This window comes from Haoranjiania flava (assembly GCF_025631005.1).
GTDB lineage: Bacteria > Bacteroidota > Bacteroidia > Chitinophagales > Chitinophagaceae > Haoranjiania > Haoranjiania flava.
In genome coordinates this window covers 71,196-85,606 of sequence record NZ_JAOTPL010000001.1, presented here as the reverse complement: position 1 = coordinate 85,606, position 14,411 = coordinate 71,196, and the positions used below count along the sequence as shown (strand labels likewise).

Genomic DNA, 14,411 nt, shown 5'->3' with positions numbered 1-14,411 from the left:
GCGATGTATGCAGTTGTAGATATTGAAAGTACCGGCAGCCCCGTGAGCACAAACGGGATCATGGAGCTTGCTATTGTATTGTATAACGGTACAGAAATTGAAGGCAAGTATGAAACCCTGATTAATCCTGAAGTTGAGATACCGCCCTATGTGGTAAGGCTTACATCCATTACCAATAAAATGGTGCTTGAAGCGCCTTTTTTTAAAGATGTGGCCGAGCAAATCTATAATCTTTTAAAGGGGCGTGTGTTCGTAGCGCATAACGTAGAATTTGATTACAACTACATCAAATATTTCCTGGCGCTGCATGGCTTTATTCTTGAAGAAAAAAGGCTGTGCACATTTAAGTTGAGCAAAAAAGCATTTCCCAATCTTCCCAAACACGGACTGGGTAGTTTAACGAAAGAGCTGGACATACATCTTGATAACCACCACCGGGCAGGCGGCGATGCTATGGCTACAACCCTGATTTTAGATCTGATTGTGAAGCATGGCGGCAGCAGGCTGATAGAATCTATGATTGAGAAATAATTTATAGGAACATGCCTCGAGGCGCGTTCCCACGGTTATCCCTGGTATTTGTATTCAACATTCTATTGGTCTATCCTGAGAAATCAACAATATTCAATCTTAACCATCATGTTTTGTTTTTAATGTGGGAACGAGCCTCGAGGCATGTTCCTAACGGTTATCCCTGGTATTTGTATTCAACATTCTATTGGTTTATCCTGGGAAATCAACAATATTCAATCTTTAATATCATGTTTTGTTTTTAATGTAGGAACGCGCCTCGAGGCGCGTTCCCACGGTTATCCCTGGTATTTGCATTCAATATTCTATTGGTTTATTCTGAGAAACATATCAACAATATTCAATCTTTAATATCATGTTTTGTTTTAATGTGGGAACGGGCCTCGAGGTATGTTCCTAACGGAATGAAATTTTGGTTGTTTGAGTTTCATAATTTATATCCTTGATTCATTAAATATTTTCTTTATCAACCTTCCAGTTAATTATGTTATTTTGTATATAAATAATGATTCTGTTAAGCTCTTCATTATTTCTTATTATCCTGTCATGAAATCTGGATTGCCAATTAAACTCATAACCGTTTTCATTGCACTGTCTTTTAATTTTTCCCTTAAAGTGATTTATAAAAGAGCTTAGCGAACCTTTGGTCAGAGGTGATAGACCTGTTACAGCTTTATTTTGCGAAAGAGTGTTCTTATTCAATATTTCCACAATCATATGAATATGATTAGGCATTATCACATGTTCGGTGATCATGATTAATAAAGATTCTTTTTGTAGATAAGGGTTTGCTGAATCAGGCTCTCCGTTTTTCAGCCTATGGAATAATTTGATGTTTTTTTGTACAAGCCGGCCAATGTCTGATAAATGCATTTCATGGGTTACTATTTTACCAAAGTAATGTATTCTTCCATTTGTAACAATGGTTACAAAGTAGTATCCATTGGAGGAATAGTCATAGCCATAAAGCCTGTGCTGTTTATGTTTTTTATACATATGTAAATTTATATGTTTTTTTGAATTTGATGTGTTGTAGGAACGCGCCTCAAGGCGCGTTCCCACGGTTATCCCTGGTGTTTGTATTCAACATTCTATTGGTCTATTCTGAGAAATCAACAATATTCAATCTTTAACCATCATGTTTTGTTTTTAATGTGGGAACGCGCCTCGAAGCGCGTTCCCACGGTTATCCCCTGGTATTTGCATTCAACATTCTATTGGTCTATCTGAGAAATCAACAATATTCAATCTTAACCATCATGTTTTGTTTTTAATGTGGGCACGCGCCTCGAGGCGCGTGCCCACGGGAAGTCTATATATTGTAATGGGTACAATTCTGCATACATCCTCGAGGCGCGTTCCTAACGGATGAAATCTTCTAATGTATCATTGACACGTTCTTTCAGAAATAACATATCTGATATTTTCTTACATTCGCCATCCTAAAATTGAATCACATGACGGTATTTGCAAATGACATTGCATTAAAACTTAATCTCAAAAGCTTTCAAACTGAAGCCGTGCTTTCTTTATTGAATGAAGGCGCAACCATACCATTCATAGCGCGCTACCGCAAAGATAAAACCGGCGCGCTTGACGAGGTACAGATTCAGCAAATACAGGATACTGCAAAATTTCTCACTGAATTTACAGAAAGAAAAACCTTTATCATCAAAAGCATTACTGATGGCGGTAAAATGACCGGGGAAATACAGGATAAAATAGATAAAGCCGAAACATTATCCGCGCTGGAAGATATTTATTTACCTTACAAGCCCAAGCGAAGAACCAAGGCACAGATAGCAAGAGAGCAGGGTTTAGAACCTTTGGCAGTGCTGATATTAGAGCAAAAAGATATAGATATAACAGCCGAAGCAGAGAAATATTTCAATGAGCATATAACTTCTGCAGAACAGGCATTGCAGGGTGCGCGTGATATAATTTCAGAGACCATAAATGAAGATGGGGAAGTACGCGCAAAGCTGCGCAAGCTGTTTATGGATGAAGCCATGCTGGTAAGCAAGGTGGTCACAGGCAAAGAAGAAGCAGGCAATAAGTACAAAGACTATTTTGATTTTTCAGAGCCCATTAAAAAAATTCCTTCCCACAGGGTGCTGGCAATTTTACGCGGGTTCCTGGAAGGTTTTTTAAAAATGTCTATACTGCCAGACGAAGAAAGGGCGCTGGAAAATATAGAAAAGGTTTATGTAAGATATTATAACAACGAATCAGCCCAACAGGTTAAGCGTGCTGTAAAAGACGCGTACAGAAGGTTGCTGCAGCCAAGCCTGGAAGCCGAATTCCGGTCTCAGCTGAAGCAGGAAGCAGACGAGGAAGCTATAAATGTTTTTGCTGAAAACCTGCGCCAGCTGTTGCTTTCATCGCCATTGGGCAGTAAAAGGATACTGGCAATTGACCCGGGATACAGAACCGGTTGCAAAGTGGTGGTGTTAGATGAAAAAGGAGAGCTGCTGGAAACTGCGCTGATCTTTATTCATGAGAAAAATTATAAACTACCAGAGGCAGAGAGCACTATTTTAAACCTTATTCAAAAATACAATATCCAGACTTTTGCTATCGGCGATGGTACAGCAGGCAGAGAGACGGAACAGTTTGTGAAAAAGTTAAATGCAGGGATTCCTGTATTCCTGGTGAATGAAGACGGTGCATCTGTTTACTCGGCTTCGGAGACGGCCAGGGAAGAATTTCCGGACCAGGATGTAACGGTTCGCGGGGCCGTAAGTATCGGCAGAAGGCTGATGGATCCCCTTGCTGAACTGGTAAAGATTGACCCTAAAAGCATTGGTGTGGGCCAGTACCAGCACGATGTAAATCAATTCAGATTGAAAGAAAAACTGGATCAGACCGTAGTGAGCTGTGTGAATGCGGTGGGTGTGAATCTCAATACTGCAAGTAAACATTTGCTTAGCTATGTCAGCGGCATTGGTCCTTCCCTGGCTGAGAATATCATCAGGCAGAGAAACGAGATCGGTAAATTTGAAAACCGTAAACAATTGTTGAAAGTGCCACGCCTGGGCGAAAAAGCTTATGAGCAGTGCGCAGGATTTTTAAGGATTAAATCCGGGCAAAACCCTTTGGATGAAAGCGCTGTGCACCCTGAATCTTACCTGCTTGTAGAGCAAATGGCACAGGATATAAATACGAATGTAAGCGAATTGATAGGAAATGAAAAGCTTGTAAATGCTATTGATGCCCGAAAATATATTTCAGAAAAGTTTGGTGAACTTACTATCCGCGATATTTTAAATGAATTAAAGAAGCCGGGCCTGGACCCAAGGAGTGAACTGGAGCAATTTGAATATGCCGACGTTTACGCTATAGAAGACGTTAAACCTGGTGATATCCTCCCCGGAATAGTTACCAATATTACACGTTTCGGAGCTTTTGTTGACGTTGGAGTAAAGCAGGACGGGTTGGTACATGTATCTGAGATTGCCAATAGATATATTTCAGATCCCAACGAAGTTCTCAAGCTGAATGATAAAGTAAAAGTAAAAGTACTGGAAGTAGATACAGCGCGTAAGCGCATCTCTTTATCTATTAAACAAACTCAGGAAAACAAGGATAAAACATCCGTCAGGAACACAAGCAGCAAGAAACAAGGCCAGGCAAGCAACAATATGCACGATGCACTGAGTTTGTTAAAAAAGAAATTCGGCAAATAAATAAAGTAAGATACCTAACAATTGTCAATATACATATTGTTAATTCAATAGCCTTGGGAGCATTTGGCACAGTTTTGTTGTTGTATAGAGTATAACCAAAAATTGAATTTATGAAAGCAATAAGAATGACATTAATGGCTGCTATATTTTTATTTGCAGCGGGTGCAGTAAACGCACAGAGTTATAAAAACACTTTTAAACTGGGCGTTGTGGGCGGTGCTTCAGTTCCCTCTGAAAATGCCACGGCTAATGTTGGTCTTGATGTGGCTTATCAAAACCTGGTAACGCCACATGTAGGATTGGGTGTTGCTACGGGTTACAATCACTTCTTTGGTAAAGAGAATGGTTCCGTTAAGAACAATAGCTTTGGTGTGGTGCCTGTTGCAGGGCTGGTAAGGTATTATCCTAAATCAGAAGGTTTTTACTTAGGAACTGACCTTGGTTATGGTATCATTACCGGTGCTGATAAAGTGGCATCTAACAGTAATGTTGATATGCCTTCAGGCGGTTTATATTTAAAGCCGGAATTAGGTTGGCACAATAAGCAATGGAATGTTTTTGCGCATTACACTAAAGTATTTACAGGCGATGCAGGCCGTATCGGCGACCAGAAGTTTAATGCAGGAAGTGTTGGACTTGGCGTGGCTTACAACCTGCCTTTAGGACAATAATTTTAAAGAAAGTATTATTAGAAAAGCGTCTTAAAAAACAAGGCGCTTTTCTTGTTTACAGGTCAATACCCAACCTGATGCCTGCATTGCTCAATGGCACTTTGACGCCGGTATTATTAATGGGAATTTTCACAAAAGGTTCTATGCGTATATTTCTTTTGGGTGTAATGGGCTGTTTGTACCCTATTGACATATTGAAAAATTCCAGGAACTTATCATTCACAACGCCTGTGCCGGGTACGCTTTCTACTTTTGTCTCAACAATCTCTTTGGTGGATGTAGATTTTTTATTTCCCGCTGCAAAACCAACCTGTTTGGAGCTTTCGGTTACGTAAGTATTGAGCTGTTTGTTTTCTACCAGCGCCATCGCAGAAATGCCAATGTTTGTATAAAGTTTTTTGTTGAAGTTGTATCTCATCTCCAACGGTATCTCAATGCCGGCGAGCCTTAATTCAGAAGATTTTACAGTTGTCTCTGCAGTGCTGGCAGAGCGGGCGAACACTTTCAGATCCATATTTATATCTGCATATCCATCATAACCGTTCATGAAAGCAGCTGATGCAGGGTTGTCGATAGCCGAATTAAGCTGCGAAAAAGAAGCGCCTGAATGAATGGAAAGTTTATTGTTTAATGCATATCCGATGTTTATACCGTAAGATAAATTCATCTTTTTGTTATTGCTCATGGATGAGGCTACCTCTGCTGCAAGATTCCACTTTTTAGCATAGCCGGCATCATGCTCTAATACCGGATTGTTGCGCGCATAGATATTGTCGGGCGTATAAACGGGCTGGTTTTGTTGACGGATATTGTTATTATTTACGATATTATTTTCGGGTGCGGCATTATTGTTCGCTACATCGGCAGATGCCATGTTTTGGTTTTGTGTAACATTAGCCAGCGGTGCTGCATCTTGCTTCTGGATTTTCTCCGGAGTATTGTTAGCCGGTTGATTATTTACAGTAAGGTTGTTATCCTTTTCGGGAAATACTTTATCTATAAATTCCCTAAAGATTGATCTTTTTTCGGTCTGTATTATTTTCTCTTCAGGTATTTGTACCGCATAGGTTTTATCAATATGACTATGTAGCATACTATCAATGTGGCGGTCTGTGTCCGGGGTCACTGCTGTTGCTGGTTTATGCTGATGTATTCCTACCTTTTGCTCTGGTTTATTTGTATTGTTAAACAGTATAAAGGTGCCGGCGGCTGCCAATAGCAGTATGCAGGCAGCAGCAATCCAATAGCGAAAATGCCGCTTACCTGTTTTGACAGGTGGTATATGTAAAGAATGCATTGCAAACTTTTCCCAGCTGCCTTCCTTGTAAGGCTCTTCGTGAGAATGCAATACATTTTTTATTTGTTCAATAAGTTCTATATCAGTTCTATCTTTCATCTTTCACCATTGTTAACTGATTATCTAAGTATAAATTTTTTAATTTGTTTTTAGCCCTGCTGAGAAAAACCCTTGAGGTGCTTTGTGATATCTGCAATTGCTCTGCTATCTCCTCATGATTATATCCTTCAATCTCATACATATTAAACACAGTCCTGTGCATTTTGGGCAACTTATTCAGCAGTGCAAGTATGTCTCCTGTTTCCAATTCTGTAGAGATGTATTGCGGTATGTACTCAGCTTCCTTATCTTCGATCTTTTCTATATAAAGGTTTTGCTTGTTTCTCCTCAGGTGGTCTATGGCGGTATGGCAGGCAATCTTTGCAATCCAGCCTTTAAAAATCTTTATGGTTTCATCATTGTTTTTTCCGGGGTTAAAGCTGATGAGATTGTTGAAGATCTTCATAAAACAGTCATTCACCAGCTCATCTACATCAGCATCATTGTATACGTATCGCAATAGCACAGCCTTGAGGTAGCCGTAAAACGATTTGTATACCAGCTCCTTACTCCTGATGTCGTTTTTAATACATCCCTGAATAGTTTCCTCAACCCTCAATTGTTACCGTCGTTTGATGAACTCATCTATAAAATTAACCTAATTAATTTACATAAATTATTTTGTCCGCATTACAGATACGTTCAGTTGCGTGCTATCTGTTGCTGTTTCCAGGCCTCTTGCCCAGATATTGTAAATGCCACCTTTCTTCAGAGCTACCTTTTCGCGTTTGGCAAATTTGGCATGGTTGTCGGCTTCGCGTACAGTAAGGGTATAATTATCGCCAGGTTCTACTGCATAGTATCCGCTGTATTCTTTAAATGCTTTTGCTCCAGATAGCGGTGTAGTTGCCGTACCTACAATCAATTCCAGCTTTTTAGAATCAGGGCTGAAGTTGATGAAGCGAATTACAGCCCTGCTTTCATCAATGCTTTTCAAACTGTCCTCAACCTGGACAAGCATCGTTTTGTCCGCTGTATCTACAGCAAAGACAGAATACAGTTTGTTGGGTTCAAAATTGAATTGCTTTATGTTCAGAAAATAGTTGGTGCCTGCATGAGTAATGCCTATGGTCCTTAATCCTGGAAGAAAAGCGCGGTAGGGCGTTGTGCTGGTGTCGGTTTTGGGGTATACTGCCGAAGTGTTGTAGGGTAGTGTGGCCAGGAGGTAATTGTTGTAGCTGTTGTAGTTTACAAAATCCAGTAAGCTTGTTTTTGGTGACGCATGTATAAATGCAATACCTGCGGCAGGAATTTCGGAGCGCTCGGTATCTTTCAGGCAGGCACTGAAGGATACCATCATTAACAACAGCAAAACGGCAATCGAAAACGGCCTGTAAAAATATTTTTCCATGTGTATTTGTTTTTTATGTTAAATTTATATTCAAAACTAACTCGCGGCTGGCTAAAGATTGCCAGCCTTTATTACACTATACGCAAAAAACCATTAAATCGCTACAAGTAAACGAAAAAGAGGTAACTGCTAATTTATCGCTAACATAAAGTTAATGATCTGCTGATTTTAAGGACATATTGTAACGCTACTTTTGCACCTCAAAATCAGGAAAAGATCGCGATAATTATCCAAACAATAAAACAGCCGCAAACTAAAAATATAGAGATGAAACAAGTAGGAAAAACCATGGCTATATCCGGCCATTCAAAATATCAAAAGATTTACGGATTCACTATCCATAAGCATGCTGCATGCACGTGTGTAATTATAGCGTTTCCTGGATAAATAAAGCTAATTATTAAAAACTAAAAAATATAAGGATGAAAAAATTATTTATCTTCTTTTTCTTATGTTTCATCACAAGAAATACTAATGCACAGATTATTGATCAAATAAATGGCAAAGTATCGGCAGGAGGAGAAGCAGTGGCAGGAGCAACGGTAAAGCTCTCTTCGGTTAATCAAAACTATCGGCAAAGTAGAGTCACTGATCAGGATGGCCATTTTATTTTCTCAGGATTAAAGCCCGGAAATTACACATTAGAAGTATCATCTATAGGATTTGAAAATAAAGTTGTTGGGAATCTGTCTCCTGGAAACGCATTTGTAAATGTAGAACTCAGCGAACCTTCAGGACAAACATTAGATGAGGTAATAGTAGTTGGTTATGGTGTACAAAGAAAAGTAAATCTAACCGGAGCGGTTGACCAGGTTACACCTGAAATGATTAATAACAGGCCTGTGTCAAATATCTCTCAGGCGCTTGTAGGCGCCTCACCCAACCTCAATTTAACAATGCTGGACGGGAAGCCTACTCAATCTCCCTCTTTTAATGTGAGAGGTACAACTTCTATTGGGCAAGGCGGTAACGCATTGGTTTTGATTGATGGAGTAGAAGGTAATCCGAGCATGCTAAACCCAAATGATATTGAAAGCATATCTGTTTTAAAAGATGCAGCTTCTTCTTCCATTTACGGGGCACGTGCAGCTTTTGGGGTGATACTCATTACAACAAAATCAGCTGCAAAGGGTAAAGCTTCAATTAGTTATTTAACCAATATTTCCATGAAAAAGCCTACTGCTGTCCCTGATAATATTGTAGATTCTTATCCTTGGGCACAACACTTCAGCGATTCATGGTCCAGGTGGAATGATAACGGCCGCACACCCACAGCCATAAATAAAACTCTGCCTTTTTCAACTGCATATCTGGCAGAAATAAAAAGACGCTGGGAGGATCCTTCATTACCAAGAATTGAGATAAACCCCTCAACGGGGGAGTATGAATATTATTATAGTACAGATTGGTATAAAGAATTGTACAAAGATAAATTCTATGCACAGGATCATAACCTTATTTTGTCCGGGGCAAATGATAAAACTGCTTATTATGTAAGTGGACGTTATAACGCCCAGGATGGATTGTTCAGGTATAATTCTGACAAGTATTCAATGTACAATTTTAGAGCAAAAGGAAGTATTTGGATTACCAGTTGGTTTCAGGTTGAAAATAACACAGAATATGCAAACATGAATTACCGCCAGCCTTTAAACGTGGGTGAAGGTAGTGGTATCTGGAGAAATATTGCTGACGAAGGACATCCTTTAGCACCTTTGAAAAATCCGGACGGCACCTTGTCGTTTCCTGCTGCTTATACAGTTGGAGACCAGTATATCGGTAGAAACGGAATTGATTTCGCTGAACGATTTTTTAAAAACAGGGCTTCTGCAAAAGCAGAGTTCTTAAACAAACAGCTTATTCTGCGCGGTGATTTTACTTTTCAGACAAATGATATAGGTTCTCAGCAAAATCGTGTACAGGTTCCGTATAGCAGGTATAAGGGGGTGATTGGGTATACAGGTACCAATACAAATGATTTAGAGGAAAGGAGAAGAACGACTGAATATATCGCTACCAACGTGTATGCTAATTACCTGAAATCTTTTAATGATGCACACAACTTTAATTTTCTTGCGGGATATAACTATGAACAATCAATATACAAGAATCTTACAGTTCGAAGAAACGGAATAGTTTATGAGGATGCTGATGATATCAATCTGGCGCTGGGGCAAAGCATTGTAACAAACGGCGGCTACAACAAATGGCGTATTGCCGGCAGCTTCTTTCGTGTAAATTATGATTTCAAAAGAAAATATTTATTAGAAATTAATGGTCGTTATGACGGATCATCTAAATTTCCTACCAATCAGCAATGGGCGTTTTTCCCTTCGGCGTCTATTGGCTGGAGAATATCTGACGAGGGCTTTTGGAATCTAAGTTCCAGGTCATTTTCAAATGTAAAAATAAGAGCGTCTTATGGCTCATTAGGTAATGGTAATATTTCCCCCTACTCATTTACAGAAAATTTTTCAATTTCTCAATCGGGCCGGATTATTAATGGGGTGCGCCCGCAAAGAACAGGACAGCCAAATGTGGTGCCTGATGGCTTAACGTGGGAAACATCCACAACAGCAAACCTCGGATTGGACTTTTCTGCATTGGATAATCGACTTGATTTTGTTGGGGATCTTTACCGGCGCAATACGAAAGATATGTTTACCGTAGGGCCTACGGTGCCTGCAATTTATGGCACCAAGGTTCCTAAGGGCAACTATGCAGATCTTAAAACTACAGGCTGGGAAATTTCTCTGAAATGGGCTGATGATTTTGCTTTGAGGGAGAAACCATTCAACTATAGCGTAAGGTTTATTCTCGCTGACTATATAGCAATCATTACTAAGTATAATAATCCCGATAAAAATCTTACAGACTATTACGTAGGCCAACGTATTGGTGAAATTTGGGGCTACCAGGTTGAAGGTTTGTTCCGTTCTAAAGAAGAAATCGCAAATTCGCCTTCGCAGTCAAATATTCCTAATACAAATACCAGAAAAAATTACCCGGGGGATATTAAATTCAAAAATCTTGACGGCGATAACCAAATTTATCAGGGTTTAAACAGAGTTGGTAATTCCGGCGATAAATCCATTATCGGTAATAGCCAGCCCCGATATACATACGGTTTAAACTTAAATGGCGATTGGAACGGAATATTTCTATCTGTGTTTTTTCAGGGTGTGATGAAGCAGGATTGGTATCCTTCACCCGAAGCCCGATTCTGGGGCCAGTACAACAGGCCGTACAATAGTTATCCAAGGTGGCACGAAAGTAATATGTTCAGGGAAGAGCTTCAAAACTTCGACGCATATTTGCCCAGATTGGTAGGCTATATTGCGCAGGGATCAGGCAGAGCGCTGAATGTTCCTAACGATAGATATCTGCAGAATGCAGCCTACATAAGATTGAGAAATTTTCAGTTAGGGTATAATTTGCCTGCAAAAGTTTCTTCAAAAATTCATGCAAAAGATCTCAGGGTATACTTGTCGGGCGAAAATTTATGGACATGGTCGCCTATGTACAAATGGACAAAAGATACAGACGTGACAAGTATTTACGGATCGGACAGGGATTTAAGTGGTGGGGCAAGTGGCGACGGATATAATTATCCAATGCTAAAAGTTATCTCTTTGGGTTTAAATGTTAACTTCTAAAACTATATTATCATGAAGAAAATAATTAGTTGTTTTATAATTTTATCAGCACTTATTATAGTAACCGGTTGCGACTTAAAAGAGTTGCCTGTTGATACCGCTTTGCGCCAGTCGATCTTTGGATCAGCCAGCGGAATGGAGCTTTACACAAATTCATTTTACGATATTTTGCCGGGAACGGATGCCGGTGTTTTTCAGGATGATGATGTTTCTGATCTTATTGCCCGCAACGGGGTAGATAACTTTCTCGCTGTAGGAGCGTTGAGCCCGGTTACAAGTTCAGGCTGGAATTGGAGCGGACTGCGTAATATCAATTATTTTATTGAAAACGCAGAAGTCAGCACAGTTGCTACAAAAAACCATTATATAGGTGTTGCTCGATTTTTCAGAGCATTGTTTTATTATGATAAAGTGACCAGGTTTGGAGATGTGCCTTGGGTTGAAAAAACAATTGATGTAAAGGACAGTATTACATTGAAACGCCCTCGTGACAGCCGCTTTGATGTAATGGACAATGTTTTAAAAGATCTTGACTTTGCAATAGAAAATATATCTCTTACTTCAGATCCTTCTTGTACACGCATTACAAAGAATGTTGCAAGAGCATATAAAACAAGAATATGTCTTTACGAAGCATCCCTGAGAAAGTATCATACACGGTACAATATGCAGGCTACTGCTGATAAATGGTATCAGCAGGTTGTAAAAGCAGCCAACGAAATCACCGGGTTTACGTTGCATAATTCAGCAATTGCAGATCGCTCGTACAGAGAACTTTTTATAACAAAAAGCCCCCATGCCGATGAAACAATTCTTGCAGTAGCGCTGGATGCCAGCTTGCAGGTGTTTAGTTCTTCTAACCGCAGATTTATAAGTCCCACCTACGGAAACAGGCCCAGCCTTACGCGGAATTTTGTAAATACTTATTTAAAATTAGATGGCACACCATTCACCAATAATCCTTCATATCGTACTACACCATTTGTGCAGGAAGTACAAAACAGGGATCTGCGGTTGAAGCAGACCATTCGATTGGGCGATTATAAAAGAACCGAGAATAGTGTGCCGGTAGCTGCTCCGCCAAATTTTAATCAGACGTTTACAGGATATCAACCTATAAAATGGAGCTACGACGAACGTTTCCCCTATGATGATGAAAGCAGAAACGATAACGCACACATAATCATGAGATGGGCAGAAGTCCTTTTGAATAAAGCTGAAGCATTAACAGAATTGGGGCAGATGACCGATAATGACTGGGCAGCAACAATAGGAGCGCTTAGAAAACGGGCGGGAATTACCGGGCCAACTTTAACGACTATGCCAACCACTGCAGATCCTTACCTTGTTGCTTACTATAAAAATAAATTTACTAATCCTGTATTGCTAGAAGTAATGCGCGAACGTGCAGTTGAATTGGTTTTTGAGGGCCTCAGGCCGAATGATTTAATAAGATGGCACATTGGAGAGTTATTTTCCGAAGCACCCATGAATGGTATGTATATTCCTGCCTTGGGAGAATACGATCTTAACAGCGATGGAATAAAAGATGTGGTATTTTACCAGGGCGATAAACCGAAAGTTTCCAATCCTTCCATTGCATTTGTTGATGTTACACCTTCTACGGCGGTTGGCAGGATTCAATTATCAAATGGTACATCAGGAGAAATTTTATGGAATCCCGGCATAAGAGAGTGGCTTGATAAAAAATATTTATACCCGATACCTGAAGATGACAGGACCATGAATCCTGCATTGGGTCAAAACCCGGGATGGTAATAAATTCGTTTTATTAATTTATTACAATCTGGAAGTTATTTCGTACTTTTCTTGCCTAATGCGGAAGGTATAACGTAAAAGTAGAAAAAATGAAATGAACCATAAGAATGCTGCATACCGACTGTGGATGAATATATAGCTAAATGAAGTTCACTGGAAGCTATTCCATGTGACAACTGAAAAACAAATAAATTATATAAACACATGAAATAACCATAAGCAAAATTGCATACCAACCGCAGATGAATAAAGGCTATTCCATGTGACCATAAAGAAAAAATAAAAATATACACATGAAATAACCATAAAGATTAGGAATCTATACCAACAGAGAAATGATAATAAAGAATGAAGGTTTTGATTATTCCATGTGACAACTGAAAAACAAATAAATTATATACACACATGAAATAGCCATAAGCAAGGTTGCATACCAACCGCGAATGAATAAAGGCTATTCCATGTGACCATTAAGAAAAATAAAAAATATACACATGAAACGACATTTTTTAATAACTGTATTCCTAAGCCTGATAATTATTGCTGGCCAAGCTCAATCTCTTAGAGTAGCTACTTTTAATTTAAGATTCGACAATAAAAACGACAGCGGAAATCTTTGGAAAGACAGGATGAAACCCGTAGCTAACCTTATACGTTTTCATGACTTTGATATAGTGGGTGTACAGGAAGCGCTCGTTAATCAGTTGAATGATGTTTCCAATGCGCTGCCTGAATATGCACTTTACGGAAAGGGAAGAGATGATGGCAAAACGGGTGGCGAGCATTCTTCTATATTTTTCAAAAAAGATAAATATACATTGCTTAACAAAGGAGACTTCTGGCTTTCTGAAACACCCGACGTACCCGGCAAAGGCTGGGATGTAACCTGCTGCAACAGGATTACATCATGGGTATATTTGCAGGATAAAAAAAGCGGCAAAAAATTTTATGTCTTTAATACGCACTATGATCACCAGGGCCAAATAGCCCGGAGAGAAAGTTCAAAATTAATATTGTCAAAGATCAAGGCTATTGCTGGTAAAGACCCGGCAATACTTACCGGAGATTTTAATGCAGACAGGAATAGTGAGCCATACCAATTGCTTAAAAATTCCGCGCTATTGCATGACAGCTATCACGACGTAAAATATCCGTATGAAAACAATTCATCCTTCAACAACTTCGGCAGGAGTATCAAACAGGAAGGAGTGATAGATCATATTTTTTTAACCAACCAGCTCAAAGCCTTTAAATGGGGCATACTCACAGATACCTACATGGGCAAATACCCTTCAGACCACTTCCCGGTGATGGCAGATGTAAAGTGGAAATAGATTAGCG

General features: G+C 39.5%; 10 protein-coding genes. 6 read left to right on the top strand and 4 right to left on the bottom strand.

What is annotated here, in order from left to right; all coding sequences use genetic code 11:
- Nucleotides 1–3 precede the first annotated feature (3 nt).
- Nucleotides 4–531, top strand: a complete 528-nt coding sequence (locus OD355_RS00345) for a 3'-5' exonuclease (RefSeq protein WP_263036450.1) — start codon at nt 4–6, stop codon at nt 529–531.
- A gap of 450 nt (nt 532–981) precedes the next feature.
- Here the strand turns inward: OD355_RS00345 and OD355_RS00340 are convergent, their stop codons facing one another.
- Nucleotides 982–1,527, bottom strand: coding sequence for a transposase (locus OD355_RS00340; protein ID WP_263036449.1), 546 nt, complete (start codon nt 1,525–1,527; stop codon nt 982–984).
- A 461-nt stretch (nt 1,528–1,988) separates the two neighbouring features.
- On the opposite strand from OD355_RS00340, the gene OD355_RS00335 reads away from it, so the two are divergent.
- Nucleotides 1,989–4,217 carry a Tex family protein gene (locus OD355_RS00335; RefSeq protein ID WP_263036448.1) on the top strand — a complete coding sequence of 743 codons (2,229 nt, stop codon included), beginning with the start codon at nt 1,989–1,991 and terminating at the stop codon, nt 4,215–4,217.
- 110 nt (nt 4,218–4,327) lie between these two features.
- Nucleotides 4,328–4,888 (top strand): hypothetical protein, encoded by a 561-nt coding sequence (locus tag OD355_RS00330; protein WP_263036447.1) that lies wholly within the window; start codon nt 4,328–4,330, stop codon nt 4,886–4,888.
- Nucleotides 4,889–4,943: 55 nt separating this feature from the next.
- Here the strand turns inward: OD355_RS00330 and OD355_RS00325 are convergent, their stop codons facing one another.
- Genes OD355_RS00325 through OD355_RS00315 form a run of 3 tightly spaced genes read right to left on the bottom strand, consistent with a single transcriptional unit; the run spans nt 4,944 to nt 7,635 of the window.
- The gene (locus OD355_RS00325; RefSeq protein WP_263036446.1) at nt 4,944–6,284 is read right to left on the bottom strand and encodes a PorT family protein; all 1,341 of its coding nucleotides are present in this window, start codon (nt 6,282–6,284) and stop codon (nt 4,944–4,946) included.
- A complete protein-coding gene (locus OD355_RS00320) occupies nt 6,274–6,843 on the bottom strand; it encodes an RNA polymerase sigma factor (RefSeq protein WP_263036445.1) in 570 nt (189 codons plus the stop codon). The genes OD355_RS00325 and OD355_RS00320 overlap by 11 nt, the downstream gene beginning before the upstream one ends.
- 57 nt (nt 6,844–6,900) lie before the next feature.
- Nucleotides 6,901–7,635, bottom strand: a complete 735-nt coding sequence (locus tag OD355_RS00315; protein WP_263036444.1) for a DUF4397 domain-containing protein — start codon at nt 7,633–7,635, stop codon at nt 6,901–6,903.
- Nucleotides 7,636–8,057: 422 nt separating this feature from the next.
- Here OD355_RS00315 and OD355_RS00310 point away from each other — a divergent pair, with 422 nt between their 5' ends.
- The 3 genes from OD355_RS00310 (at nt 8,058) to OD355_RS00300 (ending at nt 14,404) form a co-directional block, all read left to right on the top strand.
- Complete coding sequence (locus tag OD355_RS00310) at nt 8,058–11,291, top strand: SusC/RagA family TonB-linked outer membrane protein (RefSeq protein WP_263036443.1); 3,234 nt, start codon at nt 8,058–8,060, stop codon at nt 11,289–11,291.
- A gap of 12 nt (nt 11,292–11,303) precedes the next feature.
- The gene (locus OD355_RS00305; protein ID WP_263036442.1) at nt 11,304–13,070 is read left to right on the top strand and encodes a RagB/SusD family nutrient uptake outer membrane protein; all 1,767 of its coding nucleotides are present in this window, start codon (nt 11,304–11,306) and stop codon (nt 13,068–13,070) included.
- Between the two features lie 494 nt (nt 13,071–13,564).
- Nucleotides 13,565–14,404, top strand: a complete 840-nt coding sequence (locus OD355_RS00300; protein WP_263036441.1) for an endonuclease/exonuclease/phosphatase family protein — start codon at nt 13,565–13,567, stop codon at nt 14,402–14,404.
- Nucleotides 14,405–14,411 lie beyond the last annotated feature (7 nt).

Excerpts from the sequence above, each read along its gene's own strand:
- OD355_RS00345 (WP_263036450.1), top strand. The coding sequence starts at position 4 with ATGTATGCAGTTGTAGATATTGAAAGTACCGGCAGCCCCGTGAGCACA.
- OD355_RS00340 (WP_263036449.1), bottom strand. The coding sequence starts at position 1,527 with ATGTATAAAAAACATAAACAGCACAGGCTTTATGGCTATGACTATTCC.
- OD355_RS00335 (WP_263036448.1), top strand. The coding sequence starts at position 1,989 with ATGACGGTATTTGCAAATGACATTGCATTAAAACTTAATCTCAAAAGC.
- OD355_RS00330 (WP_263036447.1), top strand. The coding sequence starts at position 4,328 with ATGAAAGCAATAAGAATGACATTAATGGCTGCTATATTTTTATTTGCA.
- OD355_RS00325 (WP_263036446.1), bottom strand. The coding sequence starts at position 6,284 with ATGAAAGATAGAACTGATATAGAACTTATTGAACAAATAAAAAATGTA.
- OD355_RS00315 (WP_263036444.1), bottom strand. The coding sequence starts at position 7,635 with ATGGAAAAATATTTTTACAGGCCGTTTTCGATTGCCGTTTTGCTGTTG.
- OD355_RS00310 (WP_263036443.1), top strand. The coding sequence starts at position 8,058 with ATGAAAAAATTATTTATCTTCTTTTTCTTATGTTTCATCACAAGAAAT.
- OD355_RS00305 (WP_263036442.1), top strand. The coding sequence starts at position 11,304 with ATGAAGAAAATAATTAGTTGTTTTATAATTTTATCAGCACTTATTATA.
- OD355_RS00300 (WP_263036441.1), top strand. The coding sequence starts at position 13,565 with ATGAAACGACATTTTTTAATAACTGTATTCCTAAGCCTGATAATTATT.